The sequence below is a fragment of the uncultured Brachyspira sp. genome (assembly GCF_934747485.1).
In the GTDB taxonomy this organism is placed as follows: domain Bacteria; phylum Spirochaetota; class Brachyspiria; order Brachyspirales; family Brachyspiraceae; genus Brachyspira.
The window spans coordinates 1-18,795 of record NZ_CAKVGN010000058.1; the positions used below are offsets into that span (position 1 = coordinate 1).

An 18,795-nucleotide genomic window follows, 5' to 3' on the forward strand; every position below is an offset into this window, starting at 1 on the left:
TTTAGTTAATTAAATTATAAGGAATACCTGCTTTTTTTAAACTAAAAAACGTGCAATATGTATGGCTCCTAAACAGATTTTTTTATGCTGCAGTATTGACTATATTGTGTTTTTATTATATACTAACTCCAAAATTATTGTTAACTTTTTTGGAGGAAATGATGGCAAGAGTATGTGAAATATGTGGCAAAGGTAAACAGAATGGACATAGCGTTAGCCACTCAAATATTAAAACTAAACGCTCATTCAATGCTAACTTGCAAAATATAAAAATAGAACTTAACGGTTCTACTAAAAAAGCTTTGGTTTGCACTAAATGTATTAAAGGAAATAAAGTAGTAAAAGCTAAATAATGAAAGTAGAAATTGGAAAATTCGCAGGTTTTTGTGATGGTGTTAAATATGCCGTTGAAAAAACTTTCTCCCAAGCCTCTAAAAACAATGAAGAGATTTATGTAGATGGTCATCTTATACATAATCCTCAAACTTTAGATATGCTTGAAAAAACAGGTGTAAAAACCTACGAAGATACTGATGATATGTCTGTGCTTGATGATAAAACTGTAATTATAAGAGCACATGGCATATCTCCAGCCCGAAGGGAAGCTCTATCCAGTCATGCTAAAAAAATAGTCAATCTCACTTGTAAATATGTCGCAAAAATACAAGCTATAGTAAAAAAACATAGCTCATTAGGTTATAGAGTTATTGTTATAGGCAATCCTAATCACCCCGAAATTATTGGTGTGTGCGGTTTTGCTGATGATGTTTATGTTGTTTATAAAGATGAAGATATAGAGAAACTTCCAGAATATGATAAAAAAACTTTAATAGTAGCTCAAACTACCCTTCAAAAAGAAACATTCAATAAATTTGTTGAGCAAATACAAAATAAATACAAAAACTCTGAATTAATAATAAAAAATACAATCTGTGAAGCAACCGAACAAAGACAAAATGAAATATTAGATATAGCTAAAAGAAACGATGTAGTTCTTGTTATAGGCGGAAGCGAGAGCAGCAATACTAAAAACTTATACAAAATAGCTTCCAATATAAAGCCCTCATTTTATGTGGAGTTTAAAGAAGATTTGGAAAAAATAGACCTTACGCCATATAAGAATGTAGGCATAATGGCTGGAGCATCTACTCCTGATTGGTTAATAGAAGATATTGCCCAAACTATAAAAGATAATTATTCAAGCAGTTTTTATAGAGGCATTAATAAAGTATTTGATTTTCTTAATTATGGTTATATATTCTTCTCTTTTGGTGCTTTTTTAATGTCTTATGCTATTTATGATATTTTAGATAAGCCTTTTCAATATAGAATAGGAATAATAGTAGCATTATATTATTTGTTTATGAGTTTGGGTAATGGTTATAGCAATTATACTATAAAAATTAGCGACAAAAGACGCTATCTTTTCTACCAAAAATATGAACCGGCATTTTTAACTATAATTATAGTAAGTGCATTTATTATGTTCTATAATGCTTATAATATAGATATAGGAATATTAATGCTTACTATATTATCCACACTTTTAGGCACTGCATATAATATTAGCTTTGAAAAAAATGACAGATTTAATAATTCTTTTTTCTTTAGATTATTTAAAAAATTAGTTCCATTTAAGGCTATAATAATATCTATTGCGGTTATCACTCTTTTAAATGGTTCTATATTGCTTCTTAATAGAAATATATTAAAAGAAAATACATTATCTTATTTATTTTCTGTGAGCATAGTATTCATATTTATGTTTATAAGGCAGGCTTTAATAGAAATAAAATTTTCACAAAGTGATAAAATAGCAGGGGCTGTTACTTTAACTACTTACATAGACTCAGATAAATTAGCAATAATCACAGCTATTATACCAATAATATTATTAATAGGTGTAGTTATAGCAAATATATTTTTCTCAGACTTCAATAATATAAAATACTTCATACCTGTTTTATATAGCAGTATAATCTCATTTATAGTAATGAAAAGAAAAATCATAACAAGCAGACATTTATTTTCTATCTTGATAGATTCTACATTATATGTATTATTTTTAGCGGCATTAATTTAAATTTTTAAGCAAAAGTTATTTTACAAAAAACTAATTATTCTTAATACCGCTAATAATTATTCTTTTCTTCTAAATAGCGAAGAAGATGATGATTGTAAATGATTAGCTCTTAAATCTATGAGCTCAAATATAGTAGCAGAAGATAAACTTTCTCTCAAAGCTTTAGGAGCTTTAAGTAATTTAATAATCTCTTCATTTACCATCCACTCTTCATCATAATTGCTGCTGATTGAATCTCTTGGAGCATATATCATATTGCTTCTTGCTAATACTATAAATCTATTATTTTCATCATAATATCCTAATTCAGCAATAAAATAAGCATGCGGCATAGCTAAATTAATATATCTATCGCCATAAATTGAATTAACATCAACTTCTCTATGTATTTCACCATTTGTAATATCATAACCAAATACATGGAATATTCTCACAGAAATTCTGCGGCTTTTCAAAGAATGATAAGAAACATCATTATCAGATATATCCCAATAAAAAAAGCACCATTCAGGGTCTCTCATCATCAAAGTTAATTTAGTTTCATTATATCTGTCAGGTAATTCTCTAACAATATCAACATCATCAGGTATATATTTCGGTTTTTTTTCTTCTTCTTCAATTTCTACTTTAATAACTATTTCTTCTTCTTTAGTTTTTTTAGCAGTAGCAGTTTTTTTAGCAGCAGTTGTAGTTTCTTTTTTTACTGCAGCTTTCTTAGTAGTAGTTGTTTTTTTTGCAGGAGCTGATTCTTTTATTGCATCAGCCTTTTTAGACGTAGTTTTTTTGGAAGCGGAAGCAGCTGTTATCTCTTTCTTTACTGTTGTTTCTTTTTTTACTGATTCTTTCTTTACTGTAGCTTTTTTTGGGGCAGATTCTTCCTTTGCTACAGCTTTTTTTGCTGTTGTTTTTTTAGGAGCGGCTACATCTTTTTTTACTGCTGTTTTTTTTACAGCAGTTTCTTTTTTGGTGGTAGTAGTTTTTTTGGTTGTGGCCATAAATAATTCTCCATAGGTGTAGGATTTTTTAAATATGTAATAATCGTTATGTAAATTATAGAATAAATAACTATATTGTCAATAACTTTTTTACTTTTTTATTTTTATATTATTTTTATATTTATTACGATAATTATTGCATATTATTATTTTTGAGGGGTAAATGTGAAGAAACATATTATATTATTATTTACTATCTTTACTGCTGTTTTATTAGCTCAAGAAGATTTCTCTGTTCCTATGACACCTAGCAAGGATCAGCAATTAGATATAGTAGCAAAATATGGAAGCTCTTTAAGCAAATTCGATGGAAGCCAAAAAGCATATGCTCAATTAAAATATTGTATTAGTATATTAGATTCCAGAAACAAGAAAGAATTAAAAGAGCATCCTGCATACTCAACTTTAGGAGATGTTTATATGTATGGAGCTACATATTTGCAAAAAGAATATAAAGAAGAAAAAATTATAGAAATGTATAATAAGGCTTTGGAATTGAGAAGCGACCCTAATTCTTATTATTCGCTTGCTCTTATATATAAAAATAAATATGATAATGCTGTGAAAAAAAATGATTATTCTAAAGAAGTAGAATATGGTAAAAAAGTTTATGATAATTTTGATAAATTTGTCTTATTATCTGGAAAAGGTGATGTAAAAAAATATAAAGATATTTTAAATTATTTTAAAACTTATAAATAATAAAATATGATTAAAGAAATATTCAAATATTTTAAATATAGAATTGATAGAATGCTTAATAAGGGGTTGTTCTATCAATTAATGCTTTTAGTTTGTGTTATAATTATTATACTCTTAATAGTTTCTGCTTTTATAATATTAATTTTCGATTATCCTATAAAAGATGCTTTTTGGGATAGTTTGATGCAATTTATAGATACTGGTAATATATCATCTGTAGACGGAAGTTTTGGACTTGTTCTTACTTTTTTAATGGTTACTTTTATAGGCGTATGCGGTTGGGGTTCTCTAATTGCTATGATTAATAAGGCATTACAGGATAGAATAAACAATTTAAGCAAGGGTAATGCTTTTATCATGGAAAAGGGACATTCTATAATACTTGGATATGGAGAAGAGGCTCTCACTATTATAGAAGAGTTCTTAATTGCTAAAATTAAAAATATAGTGCTGCTTTCTGAGAATAATGTTGATATTATTAGAAAGAGGGTTTCTTTTATTAAGGGATATAGAAAATCTAATATTATTATAAGGGAAGGCTCTACAAGCAGAATAGAAAACATAAAACTTCTTAATATAAAAAAATGCTCTAGTATATCTATTATTAATAATGATGATACTGAGTCATTAAATATTTTACTCGCATTAAAAAAGATTTTAAATGAAGAGCGAGATGGAAGCAGCGACGAAAAAATAAATATATGTCTTTTGGTTCATAACGAAGATACTTTAGAAATAATAAAATCTATGGAAGATGAAAATTTTACTGTGCATATACTTTATAAATATGAATTATTATATAAACTTATTTCTCAAAGCATTATATATACAGGTCTTAGCAGCGTGTATGAAGATTTGTTTTCTAATGACGGAAATGACTTTAAAATAGAAAGCAACCATAATTTTGAAAATGATTTGTTTGAAGAAGCTGCTTTAAAATATATGAATAAGGGAGTAATACTTGTAGGCATAATAGAAAATGATATGGAGTTTTTAAAAGTGCCAGACAGTAAATATACAATAAAGAAAAATGACAAATTAGTTACTCTTTATAAAAATAACGATAAAAATGATATTATAACTGCAAATAAAAATGATAAGTATAATAATAATATAATTCATAATATTCTGTTAATTTCTGAAGAGAAAAACAATAATGATGTTACAAGAGAAATAAAAGAATATATAGAAAATGCAAATTTAGAATCTTTAAGTTATGATGCCATAAAAATGCATAAAAATAAATATCAATTTCTATTAGAAAAGATAAAAAACTCCAACATAACAAAAATAGTTTTAATATCCGAAGACAGCATAACAGATGCAAAAAGCATAAATATACTTCTTATCATAAGACAAATAATAAAAAAAGAAAATATACAATTATCTATCTTATCATTATTAGACTCTATACAAAAAAGAAATTTAATATATTCAGATGATGTCAGAGATTTTATAGTAAGCGGCAAATTAATAGGTATGCTTATGGCACAGGCTTCTATTGATTATAATATATTATATTTGTTTTATGGACTCTTGAGCAAAAATGGAAAAGACATAATAATATCATCATATTCAAAATATTTTGATGATAACAAAACTTTTAAAGATGCTTATTTTGATTTGCTCTATAAAGGAATAATTCTAATAGGAATAAAAAGATATGATGATATACTTTTAAATCCTCCGGTAGATTTTTTATTAGACAGCAAAGATGAAATAATTATAATAATAACAAGCTATATGTAATTTTTTATATTTACAGAAATTATTTTTATATTTTAGGAACTTTTTATTATATATATTCGTCTAATAATAATATAAAATACTACTAAGGGGTATACCTATGAAAAGAAATATTTTTATTATCTTGGCATTACTAATAACAACAATAGTATCTAATGCCCAAACAACAAAAACTAATGAGATCGTGTACGAACTTGACAATGTAAAAGTTGTAAATAAGAACGGATTGGCTCTTAATGATTTTATATCATTATGGCAATCTGATCCAAACATAGTACTAATTGATGTTAGAACACCAGAAGAGATAAAGCAAACAGGAACTGTAAAAGGTGCTATTAATATTGATTATAGAGCTAAAGGATACAGCAAAAAAATATTGTCATTAGATAAAAATAAAAAATATATGTTTTATTGTAAGAGCGGCGGACGTTCAGGAAAGACAGTTCAATATATGCTTGACAATGGATTTAAAAATGTGAACTATCTTAAAGACGGAGGATATACTGAACTATCTAAAGCTTTAAATAAATAAAAATTGTTGTTAAATAATAAAAGGAGCTGTTATTTACAGCCCCTTTTATTAAAATAGACTTATTTAAAAACTAAATTAATAAATATTTATATTGTTTTTGATTTAATATTTGGTATATAAAATATAATTAGTATTATTTTATATAATTTCTTAGATATAAAATTTAAATACTTGTGTTTTTTGCAACTTTTTGCCACGGGAAAAAGTTGAATAAAATAAATATGTTAATGTAAAGAAATTATTTGTTTAAATTAATATATTTGCAGGGCTTTGCCCCCACACCCCCAGTTCTTTTATTGGTATAAAAGAACCAAAAGAACTGCATTTTATAAAATCTACCTTTAGGTGTACGTTAAATTTTAGATGTTATTATTACATTGAAGATATATTGTAAAATATAAAGTTGTAGTATTTGCACTTTTTGCAACTTTTTGCGGCGGGAAAAAGTTGAATAAAAATAAGAACATAAATTAAAACAATACAAATATTTATTAGTTGAGTTTTGAAACAATATATTCAATAAAAATGCTTCTATTAAAGATATTTATAATATATAATGCTACCTATAAATCAAACTAGGACTATATATGCAAAATGAAGCTTATGAAAATAAAAAAGTAAAGCAGCCAAAACTTTCACTTAAAGAGAGATATAATGACAGCTTTTTAGAAGAGGCAGAAAACAGAAGAAAAAAACTTCAGTATCAAAGACTTCATGTAGGTCAAATAAATAATTCACGCATTGAACATATGATAAAACTTCTCTATCAGGTGCATCAAAATTATTATTTCGGATATTTTGAAGCAAGCTGCACTTTAGCAGGTAGTATGTTTGAACAATCACTCATGATTTTATTAGAAGAAAAAATGCAAGAAGATGGATATATTTCTGTATATAGGTTTAACAATGGTAAAAAAATTAAAGAGCAAATTACAAATGTAGAAGATTTAGCACAATTTAATATAGGTTTTTTAATATCAATAGTTAATAATTATAATATGCTTCCCAAAAATGAATATAATACAGCGAAAACAATTCAATATATAAGAAACTGCATAGTTCATAATATGCTTCCAGAGTTTAGAATAAATGATAAATATTATGAAGCAGACTTAAAAATTAGCTTAAACTCAAATACTACTAAAATAATAACTATATCTGCAGATGAAATAAATACTTACACATTAGGAAAAAGTTCAATAGAATTATGGTCATATTATCTTCTTACAAGAACAAGAGAGTTGATAGATTTTTTATTTAAAGAACGAGTTAAAAAATTCCCGCCTGATTTTATATAAAAAAAGAGGCTGTTATTTACAGCCCCTTATACATTTTAAAAAATTATTTTTCTACTTCTTTTTTGTATTTAATTAAGCCCTGTTTCAAAATCTCCATAGCTCTTTTTATGTCTCTTGCCTCTAATGCATAGCACATTCTAATCTCGTCTTTACCTAAACCGGGAGTTGCATAAAAACCTTCACCCGGAGCAAACATAACAGTCTCTCCATCAATATTAAAATCTTTAAGCAGCCAAATAGCAAACTCTTCAGCATTTTTTACAGGAAGCTTAGCAAGCACATAGAAAGCTCCCTCCGGCTCTTTCATTATAACGCCGTCCATCTTTGTAAGCTCTTCAAACATGATTTTTCTTCTGTTATCATATTCTTTTCTAGCATCCTCAAAATAATTATCAGGCAAATCATATAGAGCAGCCGCACCAACCATCTCAAGAGTAGGAGCCGACAATCTTGCCTGACATTCTCTAAATACAGCAGTGCTGAATGCCTTATTTTTACTTATTACACACCCTATTCTCGCACCGCAAGCTGAGAACCTTTTTGATATAGAATCTATTATAACAACATTATCAGCCAAGTCTTTGTAAGTACCAAAACTTATAGCCTTTCTGTCGCCATAAATAAACTCTCTATAAACTTCATCGCTTATAATAAACATATTGTGTTTTTTGGCAAGATAAGCTATATCATCAAGCTCCTCTTTTGTAGATACTACCCCAGTAGGGTTTGAAGGATTTGAAAACATATATGCTTTGGTTTTTGGAGTAATATGCTTTTCTATTTCATCACGATTTGGAAGATGGAACCCTTGTTCTGCATAAGTGCGAACTGCATTTCTTTTTATGTCTAATACATCATAAAAACTATTATAATTAGCATAATAAGGTTCTGCTACTAATATTTCATAACCCTCATCAAAAATAGCTAATAAACTGAATAATAATCCCTCGCTGCCTCCATTAGTGATATTAATTTCATCTTCTTCATAATGCACACCTATTTTTTTCTCATAGTATTCTTGTATTTTATTTATGAGCGGTTTCATGCCTCTTGAATGTTCATATTTGAGGGTTTTACCATTATATTTACTAATAGCCTCAAAAAATACTTTAGGTGTTTCAATATCAGGCTGACCTATATTAAGATGATAGATTTTTATGCCTTTCTTAACAGCTTCTTCAGCATAAGGGTTTAACTTTCTTACAGGCGAAGTTTTTAGCCTTTGAATTCTTTGTGATATTTCCATTTTTTTCTCCAAAAACTTTATTATATATAGTAATATTAGAATATATAATAAAAATTGTCAATATAGAAAATATATAACAGTAATCATAAATATTTTTTTATTACAAGTTTTTTAGTATTATTTAATACCCCCGCCCAATTAAGGTTTCTATATTATCTACAACTATTGCTTCTATGTTCTATTAATACAAAATTAAAAAAGCATTCCCACCCAAGTTCTTATTAAATTATAATTTCTCTCTACGCACGTTTAACAAAATTATAAATATAATTAAAAGTTATATTATAATTAATCTATATATTTTTGTTTAATTTAGCGTGCGGTTTTTAGATTAAAAAGCTAAATAAAAATTAAGTACATTGCATAGCATATAATTTTTTAGTATTGTTTTTATTATCAATTTGTAATAAAATATATTATAAATTTAATTTGGGGGGATAAATAATGATTACAGGTATATCATCAACCAGTAATACAAATAAATATGTGCAAAGTATAGGCGGTATAGAAGTTACAGTTACAACTAATCTTACAGAACAAACTACAACAATCAATGTTGCAGCAAAAGTAACTGGAGGAGCTTTAAATACAGAAGCATAAATATACTACTCCTATATCGTGTTTTTATTATCGTATTTTAATTTATATATTTTATAACTTTTTTGGAGGTTTATGAAAAAGTTTTTTTGTATTCTATTTATATTTATGTCTTTTCAGCTTTATTCTTTAACAGACGATGAAGTAAAATTTTTAAAAGCATGCGAAAATGGAAAATATGAAACCGTTGTAGCTATGTTAGACAGAAAAGTAAATGTAAATGTTACAACCGAAGACGGACTTACCGGTTTAATGCTTGCTTCACATAAGGGATATCCTAATATAGTAAAACTTCTTATACGGCATAATGCTGATGTTAATATAGTAGATAATGTTGGATATAATGCTTTAATATTTGCTGCTTCAGAGGGAAAAATTGATATTGCTAAAATGCTTATTAAGGCAAATATTAATGTAAATACTAAAAACAGCTATGGAGAAAATGCTTTGCATGTAGCTTCATACAAACTTCACAGCGATATAGTGCAAATATTAATAGATGCCAAAATAGACATTAATGCCTTAAATAATGATGGGGATAATGCTTTGATGATGGTTTTTATGTCGGCTGCTACAAGAGAAGAAATGATGCCTACTATTGAAATATTGTGTAAAAATGGAATAGATGTTAATGCTAAAGATAAAAATGGACGCTCTATAATAGCATATATAAAAGCTAACTATAAAAAAGGAGATGCTTTAATAGAATATTTAGAGCAATATGGTGCTGTAGAATAATGAAATAATAAGCTTGAATTTTTGTCTTTTTATTATATTATATATCAATTATGGAAAATAATATAAATGAAAACACAAATGTTCAGCCTCAGGAACAAAACTCTAATGATGATTCTAATACTGCACAATTGTCTAATAATGAGTTTAAAGTTTCTCTATCAAGCATAGACTATGAAGGTCCCCTTTCAATATTATTTGATATGCTTAAGAGAAGTGAAAAAAATATATACGAAGTTTCAATATTAGAAATAATTGACCAGTTTATAGAATATTTAAAAGAGCAGGCAGCATTAAATTTAGACTCTACAGGCGAGTTTTTGGTAGTTGCTTCAGATTTTCATTTATACAAATCAAGAATGTTATTGCCGCACGATATGGACGATGATAAGTTTACGGATAGACTTAAATTTGAAATAGTAGAGCAAATGCTTGAGTTTCAAAGATATAAAATGGTTTCTGAAGAGCTTGACAGGCTTCAAGAATATTCGGATTCTATATTTGAAAGAAAAGATACTGAAAGAGTTAAGTTCTTTCAAAATAACAGCAATAACGAAGATAATGAAATGGCTTGGAAAGATGTTACTCTTTATGATTTGGTATATGCTTTTACAAAGGTGCAATTTGTGCCTGAAACCGATTTGGCAGTGCTTTCTGGTATGTCCAACTTTCATATAGATAATGCTATTGATATGATAAGAATAAAATTATCTGAAGAAGATGTATTTCCATTTATAGTTTTATTTAAAGATGGGGTTACAAAAAGGCAGCTTGTTACTTTTTTTCTTGCTATGCTCGAGCTTGTTAAGGAAAAAGAGATTTTATTAAAACAAGATATAAAATTTGGCAATATTTACGTATTTAAAAGAAAAGATAATAATAATAATAATGAAGCTAATCAGGATTTAAATAATGAATGAAAATAAATTTAACAATGGATATATATTTGCTATATTAGCAGTTATAATATGGAGTACAAATTTCGTAGCTGCAAGATATCTCGTAGGTCTCTCTCCAATAGAAATATCATTTTACAGATGGCTTGTTACTTTTTTAGTATTAACTCCATTTTGTATAGGAAGTTTAATAAAAAATATTAATTTAGTAAAAGGCTTATGGATAAAAATTATAATAATTTCAGTATTGGGCATTACTATTTTTAATACTTTTGTATATTTAGCAGCACATACTTCTAATGCCACTAATATGTCTTTAATAGCTACATTATCCCCTATAATAATTGCAATAATAAGCAGAGTTCTATGGAAAAAACATTTAAGCAAAGCTCAAAAACAGGGGTTATTTATAATTATATTAGGAGTTGTTATTCTACTTACTAAAGGAAGCATAGAAGTTATAAGCAAATTGAAATTTTCTATAGGCGATTTATATATGATTTTTGCTGTAACATTATTTGCAGTATACACTCTAACATTAAGAATAAAACCTAAAGACTTCCCACAAACTACTTTTTTCTATCTTATGGTAGCAATAGGTCTTATACCTTTACTAATATTAATGATTCCAAAATATGTCAGCCATCAAGCCCATACTCTAAACTTTAATTTAGCAATTGTGCTTATATATATTGGAATATTTCCTTCTGCTTTGGGATTTATATTTTGGAATATAGCAGTATCTAAAATAGGAGCAATGAAAGCAAGTATAATATATGATTCTGTTCCTTTCTTCTCTACAATTGGAGCTATTATTTTGCTTCATGAAAAACCATATATAGCACAAATAATAGGAGGAGTTTTAATATTAATTGGAATTATATATTCATCTGTTGCTGATAATAATAAAAAAATAATTACGAAATAATTTTATGTATTGATTTTTCTATTATATCCATTTTCTCTTCATATGCATTAGTGCCTTCTATTCTCTGAATGCCGTCATAGGCCTGCCACAATGACACCAAAGAAATATAATCTTCATCTCTATCTTCCTCTTTATAATTACCATACACAATAGAAGAAAGCACGCATTCAAAATCACTAGTTATTGACTTATATATATTTATTGCCCTTTCATTATCCTCAATCTCTTCAAAACAAATAGCTGTTTTTATCATATCAGGTCCAATCAATGCCCTATAGTCTTGCATAACATTAGCAGTAATATAGCTTTTATAATGCATAACCTCTGCCCTACTTCTTGCATCTCCTGCAATCTCTGAAAACAAAGCAAGTACATCAAAAATATTTCTATACACAGAAGAAGATTTTATTATATTAATTTTATCTTTCTCAAAATTAGATACCAAATTATGTGATATTACAGATATAGATTCATAAATATGTTTTATTATTATATTTAATTCATCTTGATACTTGCCAAAATATAAAGCAAAAATAAACCTCACAAAATCACCGTATAGTAAAGCATTATTTATATTTGTATCAAAAGAAATATTTTCAATAGAGTTTATAGTTTTGTATTTTAATAATTCATCTATAACTTTTATCACGCTTCCATCATCATAGTAATGAAGCTTTGAATATTCTGATACAAATATCTCTATAGCATTCAGCTCTCTTTTATTATTATACGCACTAAACTCTCTTAAATAAGATTCTATAGTTGATTTAGCCAGAAAGGTATTAGAGGCAGATATTGCTTTTAATATATCAGAATATTCTCCCTCAAACAACTCTTTTTTTAATTTTATTATATCTTCATTAATCATAAAAATTATTCTTTTATATCATTAAATATATCTTTTAATGTAATATGTTTTAATTTATCTTCCATCGCCTTTTGAACAATTTCAAGCTTTGGCTGCAGTGCTGAAGTAATTTTTTTTCCAACAGGGCATTTTTTGTTTGGATTTTCATGAAAACTAAACAAATTATCATCATCTAAACTCTCTACAGCATTAAATATATCAAGCAATGTAATATCTTCTATTTTTCTATTTAATGAAACACCGCCTGTTCCTCTTTTTACTGTGATAATATCTGCTTTTTGTAATTGTATCAAAATATTTCTTATTATAACAGGATTAACATTAACACTGCATGAAATAAAATTGGAAGTCATTTTCTCATCTTTAAAATACAGAATACAAATGAGAGTATGTATTGCTATTGTAAACCTTGAACTAATTTTCATAAGAATATCCTTAGATAAAATTATAATACATTTATTTTATTAATGCAACAAAATTATTGTAATACTTGACATTACATTAAAACAATATATCATTGTAATAATTATTATTACAATAGAGGTGTATTAATGGATAAATTACTATTTTTAATAGACTTTCTTATGAAAGAAAAAAATTACAAATATGATGAGGATTTAAATAACGCCATAAAAGAAAATGATGAAGAAAAACTATATAATTATTTTAGATGTTTAATGAATATAAGAAGCCCCAATAATATAAGCGAAGAATATTTAAAAATAGAAGATGAATATTTGCAAGATAGGCTTAAAAATAAAAAGCTAATTAGTATAGATGATATAAAACCTATAAAGGATAATTTATATATATGGAAAGGAGATATAACAACTCTAAAAATAGAAGCAATAGTAAATGCAGCTAATTCTGCTATGCTTGGCTGTTTTGTACCGCTTCACAAATGCATAGATAATGCAATACATAGTGCCTCAGGAACTAGACTAAGACTCTATTGCAATGATATTATGAAAGGAAATCTTGAGAAAACAGGAAGCTGCCTAATAACTCCAGCATTCAATCTTCCTAGTAAATATGTTTTGCATACAGTAGGCCCAATAATAAAAAATGAAGTTTCAAAAAATGATGAAGAGCTTTTATATAAGTGCTATAAATCATGCTTAGAAACAGCTAAAAATAATAATATAAGAAGTATAGCATTTTGCTCAATATCCACAGGAGAGTTTAGGTTTCCAAATGAACTTGCTAGCTTCATAGCAGTTAAAGCGGTGAGAGATTTTTTAGAGAATACTGAGTACAATATAAAAATAGTATTCAATGTATTTAAAGATTTAGATTATAAACTTTATAACAATATTTTAAATAATTAGAAGGTAAAAAATATGAATGAACAATTAAATGATATTAAATTAACAAAAAAATTAAAATTAGCTATAGAAAAATCAGACTATATATTAATAGGTGCAGGTGCTGGGCTTTCTGCTTCTGCAGGTTTTTTATATAGCGGCAAACGATTTGATGATAACTTTTCTGAGTATAGAGAAAAATACGGATTAACGGATATGTATAGTGCAGGCTTTTACAACTACCCTACTTTAGAAGATTTCTGGGGATTTTTTTCTTTATTTGTTTATATTAACAGATATGATATTCCGGCAGATGAAACTCATTTAAATCTTTTAGACATAGTAAAAAATAAAAATTATTTTGTAATTACAACAAATGTTGATGGAAGATTTGAAGCAGCTAATTTTGATAAAGACAGACTATTTAAAGTTCAGGGAGATTTTTCTCTTTTTCAATGCTCTACACCATGCAGACAGGAAACTTTCTACAATGAAAAATATATAAGAGAAATGATAAAACACAGAAAAGATTTAAAAATACCTTCAGAGCTTATACCAAAATGTCCACACTGCGGAGCAAATATGTCAATGAATCTAAGAAGCGATGAAACATTTGTTCAAGATGAAAACTGGTATAAAGCCAAAGATAAATATAAGGCTTTTTTAAATGATTCTAAAGATAAAAATATTTTGTTTTTGGAATTGGGTGTAGGATTTAATACTCCTGCTATAATAAAATATTCTTTTTGGAGAATGGCTTTAAAAAATAAAAACTCAATTTACGCCTCTATTAATCTAAAAAATGTTTTCTCTACACCTGATTTAAAAGAACGCTCTATATGTATAGATGATGATATATCCAAGGTATTAAAATATATAAAAAACAAATAATTTTTGTTGTAATACTTGACATTACAACAAAAATATGTTAGTATAGTTGTAATAATAGCTATTACAACTTCTTTAATTAAAGAAAAATATTTTATACAAAAAAAGGAGAATAAAAAATGAAAATTGCAATAATAGCAGCAAATGGAAGAGCTGGAAAATTAATTATGAATGAGGCATTAGAAAGAGGATTAGATGTTACAGCTATAGTAAGAGATAAAACAAAAATCAATAATTCAAAAGTAAAAGTTATAGAAAAAGATTTATTTAATTTAACAAAAGATGATTTGAAAGAATTCGACACTGTAGTAAGTGCATTTGGAATATGGGACGAGAAAGAACTTGATAAGCATTCATTAGTTATGGAGCATTTATGTAACATACTTGCAAACACAAATATTAGATTAATGGTGATAGGAGGAGCAGCAAGTTTGTATGTCAATAAAGAACATACTATGATATTAAAAGATACTCCTAATTTTCCAGATATTTTTATGGGGGTGGCTGTGAGTTCTATTAAAGCATTTGATATATTAAAAAGCAAAAAAGATGTTTTATGGACTTATGTATCACCTTCTGCAGATTTTCAAGCTGAGGGAGAGAAAACAGGAAAATATAATATAGGCCATGATGAATTATTAATTAATTCTAAAGGGGAAAGCTGTATTAGTTATGCTGATTATGCCGCTGCTTTTGCTGATGAAATAGTTAATAAAAAATACTTAAATCAAAGAATAACATTCTGTTCAAAATAATAAAAGTAGTATAAAGCGTATAAAGGAGATAATCTTTTATACGCTTATATTTTTACTTAATTATCTTTACTATTTTTAATTGTCTTTATTATCTTTGCCATGACAATGCTTATATTTCTTGCCGCTTCCGCAAGGACAAGGGTCGTTTCTGCCTATTTTGTTTGTCATTTTTACTTGTGCCTGTGCTATTTTTGGTTTAGCATTTTCATTATTATTATCCATAGCACTAGCACTGCTCTTCTCTTCAACGCCGCCGTCAAAAGCACTTTCTCTCTCAGTATTATTAAAGGCATTAGGCATTATTCTTACTCTCATTAAAAGATTAATAAGCTCATTGTGAATAACATCCATAGTAGCTACAAACATCTTATATCCTTCGAGTTTATATTCTGTAAGAGGATTTTTCTCAGCATATCCTCTAAGTCCTATACCCTCTCTTAAACTGTCCATAGCAAATAAATGGTCTTTCCATCTATTATCTATAATTGAAAGGAATATATTTTTCTCTACTTCTCTAAATATCTTTTCATCTACCTCTAAAGATTTTTTTCTATATGTTTCTAATAATACATTAGTAAGATTTTTTATTGCATTTTCAACTCCGCCTTCAACAGCCTTGTTTGCCGCATCTTCATCTATACCAATCAAATAACTGTTAAGCCATTTTGTTATTTCCATAGGATCAACAGTCTTTTTGCCGTCTGCTATCTCCCTTATTGTAGAATCTACTACATCAGAAATAATCTCTTCTATTCTTGGCGAAATATCATCAGAATAAAGTATATAATCTCTCTCAGCATAAACCGCCATACGCTGCTGATTCATAACATCATCATACTCAAGCAAATGCTTTCTTATATCAAAGTTTCTGCCCTCAACTTTTCTCTGAGCATTTTCAATAGATTTGTTAAGCCACTTGTGTCCAAGCTCTTCCTCTTCACCCATACCCATAGCAAGCATCATGCTAGAAACTCTCTCGCCTCCAAAAAGCCTCATCAAATCATCTTCAAGCGATAAGAAAAATACACTTAATCCAGGGTCTCCCTGTCTTCCGCTCCTACCGCGAAGCTGATTGTCTATACGTCTAGCCTCGTGCCTTTCACTTCCTATAACATGCAAACCGCCAGCCTTTAACACAGCCTCTTTGTCTATCTTAGACTTTTCATTTATTTGTGTGATTCTCTCTATTTTCTCAAGCATCTCTAAAGCATTATTTTTTTCAGCCAGCTCTTTAGCCTCATCAAGCTTGCCCGCAATAACAAATCTTACGAAAGCCTCTTTATAAAGGTCTATAGATTTTATTTTTTGATTTAACTCTTCTTTTTTGTAAGGGTCTCTCTCTTTAAACGCCCTATCTCTCATTATTGTAAGTATTTGCTCTATCTCAGAAACACCCTTAGCAATAGGGTTACCTCCAAGCACAATATCCGTACCACGGCCTGCCATGTTTGTAGCAAGTGTAACAGCACCCGGCTCTCCTGCCTGTGCAATTATCTGAGCTTCCCTCGAGTGGTTTTTAGCATTAAGCACTTCGTGAATAATTTTATGCCTTTTAAATACTTTAGACAATTCTTCATTCATCTCAACAGATACTGTACCAACTAACACTGGCTTTCCTGCATCTTGAAGCTCTTTAATATATTTTGCCAATGCCTCAAATTTTGCTTTTCTTGTTCTATATATTCTGTCTGATAAATCCTGTCTTGCTATAGGTTTATTTGTAGGAATAACTGCAACATCAAGCTTATATATTTTATAAAACTCTTCTGCCTCTGTTTCTGCTGTACCCGTCATACCAGAAAGTTTTAGATACATTCTAAAATAGTTTTGGAATGTGATTGTTGCATAAGTTTGAGATTCATTTTGTATAGCAACTTTTTCTTTGGCCTCTATTGCTTGGTGAAGACCATCGCTATATCTTCTTCCCTCAAGAACACGTCCTGTAAACTCATCTACAATCAAAACCTCCCCATCTGTAACCATATAATCAACATCTCTTTTAAATACCTTATGAGCCTTTAATGCCTGATTAACATGGTGAACTATTGTACTGCTTTGAGCACCATAAAGGTTTTCTATATTCAAAAGCTTTTCTACTTTTTTTACACCCTCTTCTGTAAGATATACGTTTTTATCTTTTTCTATTAATACATAATCACCAGTACCTGCAATCTCTTTCATTCTCTCATCTGTTTCTGCCTGCTTAAGCATAGGTATGATTCTATCTATCTCATAATACATTTTAATATTTTTTTCTGCAGGTCCTGATATTATAAGCGGAGTTCTTGCTTCGTCTATTAATATACTGTCAACCTCGTCCACTATGGCATGATAAAACTTTCTCTGCACTTTATCTTCTTTTCTCACAACCATATTATCTCTTAAATAGTCGAAACCAAACTCATTATTAGTACCATAAACAACATCGCAATTATAAACAGCTCTTCTCTCTGGTGAATGCGGTTTAGTATTATCAAGTATGCCTACACTAATACCAAGCATAGAGTATATAGGCATCATCCACTCAGCGTCCCTTTTAGCAAGATAATCATTAACTGTAACTACATGCACCCCAAGTCCTGTTAAAGCATTAAGATAAACTGCAAGTGTTGCAACAAGCGTCTTACCTTCACCCGTTTTCATCTCAGCAATTCTTCCCTGATGAAGCACAGCACCTCCCATTACCTGCACATCAAAATGCCTCATGCCTGTGGTTCTTAAACTTGCCTCGCGTACAACAGCAAATGCCTCTGGAAGCAACTCATCTAATATATCTTGAAGCTTCTTTTTATTCTCTTCTTTCGATAAATCTAATTCCTCTGTCTTACAGCCTATATAATCTTCTACTCTTTGCCTAAACTCTTTTGTTTTATTAGTTAACTCTTCATTAGTTAATTTCTTTATTTCTTCTTCAAATGTTAATGTTTTCTCTGCTATAGGTTTTAATATTTTGGCATCATTTTGTTCTTTAGAGCCAAATATTAATTTAAATACTAAATCCATCGCTCCCATTATAGGTAAATCTCCTTTATTAAATCAAGATTGCTTAAACATTATAAACAAATAAACAACTAAAAATATTCTTTATTTAAACTTAATAATAACATATAATGTAAATATAATAAAGTACAAAAAATTATTTTACTTGTTTAGGAGCCATAGATATTGCACGTTTTTTAGTTAAAATAAAGTAGGTATTCCTTATAATATAAATAGCTAAAT

18 protein-coding genes are annotated in these 18,795 nt (G+C 28.1%); 13 read left to right on the forward strand and 5 right to left on the reverse strand.

What is annotated here, in order from left to right; all coding sequences use genetic code 11:
• Positions 1-161 precede the first annotated feature (161 nt).
• Positions 162-353 (forward strand): 50S ribosomal protein L28, encoded by a 192-nt coding sequence (gene rpmB / locus Q0H31_RS10215; protein WP_014932896.1) that lies wholly within the window; start codon positions 162-164, stop codon positions 351-353.
• Entirely contained in the window at positions 353-2,083 is a 1,731-nt protein-coding gene (gene ispH / locus Q0H31_RS10220; RefSeq protein ID WP_295297860.1) for a 4-hydroxy-3-methylbut-2-enyl diphosphate reductase, read from the forward strand. The genes rpmB and ispH overlap by 1 nt, the downstream gene beginning before the upstream one ends.
• A 56-nt stretch (positions 2,084-2,139) precedes the next feature.
• On the opposite strand, the gene Q0H31_RS10225 is transcribed toward ispH, so the two are convergent.
• Positions 2,140-3,078 (reverse strand): DUF4912 domain-containing protein, encoded by a 939-nt coding sequence (locus Q0H31_RS10225; RefSeq protein ID WP_295297862.1) that lies wholly within the window; start codon positions 3,076-3,078, stop codon positions 2,140-2,142.
• A 165-nt stretch (positions 3,079-3,243) separates the two neighbouring features.
• Between Q0H31_RS10225 and Q0H31_RS10230 the strand changes: the two genes are divergently transcribed.
• The 4 genes from Q0H31_RS10230 (at position 3,244) to Q0H31_RS10245 (ending at position 7,356) form a co-directional block, all read left to right on the forward strand.
• Positions 3,244-3,780 (forward strand): hypothetical protein, encoded by a 537-nt coding sequence (locus tag Q0H31_RS10230; protein ID WP_295297864.1) that lies wholly within the window; start codon positions 3,244-3,246, stop codon positions 3,778-3,780.
• A 6-nt stretch (positions 3,781-3,786) separates the two neighbouring features.
• Entirely contained in the window at positions 3,787-5,529 is a 1,743-nt protein-coding gene (locus Q0H31_RS10235) for a hypothetical protein (RefSeq protein WP_295297866.1), read from the forward strand.
• Positions 5,530-5,626: 97 nt separating this feature from the next.
• Complete coding sequence (locus Q0H31_RS10240; protein ID WP_295297868.1) at positions 5,627-6,058, forward strand: rhodanese-like domain-containing protein; 432 nt, start codon at positions 5,627-5,629, stop codon at positions 6,056-6,058.
• A 587-nt stretch (positions 6,059-6,645) separates the two neighbouring features.
• Positions 6,646-7,356, forward strand: coding sequence for a hypothetical protein (locus Q0H31_RS10245; RefSeq protein ID WP_295297870.1), 711 nt, complete (start codon positions 6,646-6,648; stop codon positions 7,354-7,356).
• Between the two features lie 43 nt (positions 7,357-7,399).
• On the opposite strand, the gene Q0H31_RS10250 is transcribed toward Q0H31_RS10245, so the two are convergent.
• On the reverse strand, positions 7,400-8,602 hold the full coding sequence (locus tag Q0H31_RS10250; protein WP_295297872.1) for a pyridoxal phosphate-dependent aminotransferase: 1,203 nt from the start codon (positions 8,600-8,602) through the stop codon (positions 7,400-7,402).
• A 444-nt stretch (positions 8,603-9,046) separates the two neighbouring features.
• On the opposite strand from Q0H31_RS10250, the gene Q0H31_RS10255 reads away from it, so the two are divergent.
• From Q0H31_RS10255 to Q0H31_RS10270, 4 genes are all read left to right on the forward strand, one after another.
• On the forward strand, positions 9,047-9,202 hold the full coding sequence (locus Q0H31_RS10255; protein ID WP_295297874.1) for a hypothetical protein: 156 nt from the start codon (positions 9,047-9,049) through the stop codon (positions 9,200-9,202).
• A gap of 72 nt (positions 9,203-9,274) precedes the next feature.
• The gene (locus Q0H31_RS10260; RefSeq protein ID WP_295297876.1) at positions 9,275-9,937 is read left to right on the forward strand and encodes an ankyrin repeat domain-containing protein; all 663 of its coding nucleotides are present in this window, start codon (positions 9,275-9,277) and stop codon (positions 9,935-9,937) included.
• A 50-nt stretch (positions 9,938-9,987) separates the two neighbouring features.
• Entirely contained in the window at positions 9,988-10,854 is an 867-nt protein-coding gene (locus Q0H31_RS10265) for a segregation/condensation protein A (RefSeq protein WP_295297878.1), read from the forward strand.
• Positions 10,847-11,758: a DMT family transporter gene (locus Q0H31_RS10270; protein WP_295297879.1), complete on the forward strand. Its 912-nt coding sequence runs from the start codon at positions 10,847-10,849 to the stop codon at positions 11,756-11,758. Before Q0H31_RS10265 ends, Q0H31_RS10270 begins: the two co-directional genes overlap by 8 nt.
• Here Q0H31_RS10270 and Q0H31_RS10275 read toward each other — a convergent pair.
• Together Q0H31_RS10275 and Q0H31_RS10280 are read right to left on the reverse strand one after the other, a co-directional pair.
• Positions 11,748-12,626 carry a hypothetical protein gene (locus Q0H31_RS10275; RefSeq protein WP_295297881.1) on the reverse strand — a complete coding sequence of 293 codons (879 nt, stop codon included), beginning with the start codon at positions 12,624-12,626 and terminating at the stop codon, positions 11,748-11,750. The genes Q0H31_RS10270 and Q0H31_RS10275 overlap by 11 nt on opposite strands.
• Positions 12,627-12,631: 5 nt before the next feature.
• Positions 12,632-13,051 (reverse strand): Rrf2 family transcriptional regulator, encoded by a 420-nt coding sequence (locus tag Q0H31_RS10280; RefSeq protein WP_295297883.1) that lies wholly within the window; start codon positions 13,049-13,051, stop codon positions 12,632-12,634.
• Between the two features lie 126 nt (positions 13,052-13,177).
• Between Q0H31_RS10280 and Q0H31_RS10285 the strand changes: the two genes are divergently transcribed.
• From Q0H31_RS10285 to Q0H31_RS10295, 3 genes are all read left to right on the forward strand, one after another.
• Entirely contained in the window at positions 13,178-13,954 is a 777-nt protein-coding gene (locus Q0H31_RS10285; RefSeq protein ID WP_295297885.1) for a protein-ADP-ribose hydrolase, read from the forward strand.
• Positions 13,955-13,966: 12 nt separating this feature from the next.
• Positions 13,967-14,821 carry a Sir2 silent information regulator family NAD-dependent deacetylase gene (locus tag Q0H31_RS10290; protein WP_295297887.1) on the forward strand — a complete coding sequence of 285 codons (855 nt, stop codon included), beginning with the start codon at positions 13,967-13,969 and terminating at the stop codon, positions 14,819-14,821.
• A gap of 116 nt (positions 14,822-14,937) precedes the next feature.
• The gene (locus tag Q0H31_RS10295; RefSeq protein ID WP_295297889.1) at positions 14,938-15,573 is read left to right on the forward strand and encodes an NAD(P)H-binding protein; all 636 of its coding nucleotides are present in this window, start codon (positions 14,938-14,940) and stop codon (positions 15,571-15,573) included.
• A gap of 75 nt (positions 15,574-15,648) precedes the next feature.
• Here Q0H31_RS10295 and secA read toward each other — a convergent pair whose 3' ends face one another.
• A complete protein-coding gene (secA, locus tag Q0H31_RS10300; RefSeq protein ID WP_295297891.1) occupies positions 15,649-18,585 on the reverse strand; it encodes a preprotein translocase subunit SecA in 2,937 nt (978 codons plus the stop codon).
• Positions 18,586-18,795: the final 210 nt, after the last annotated feature.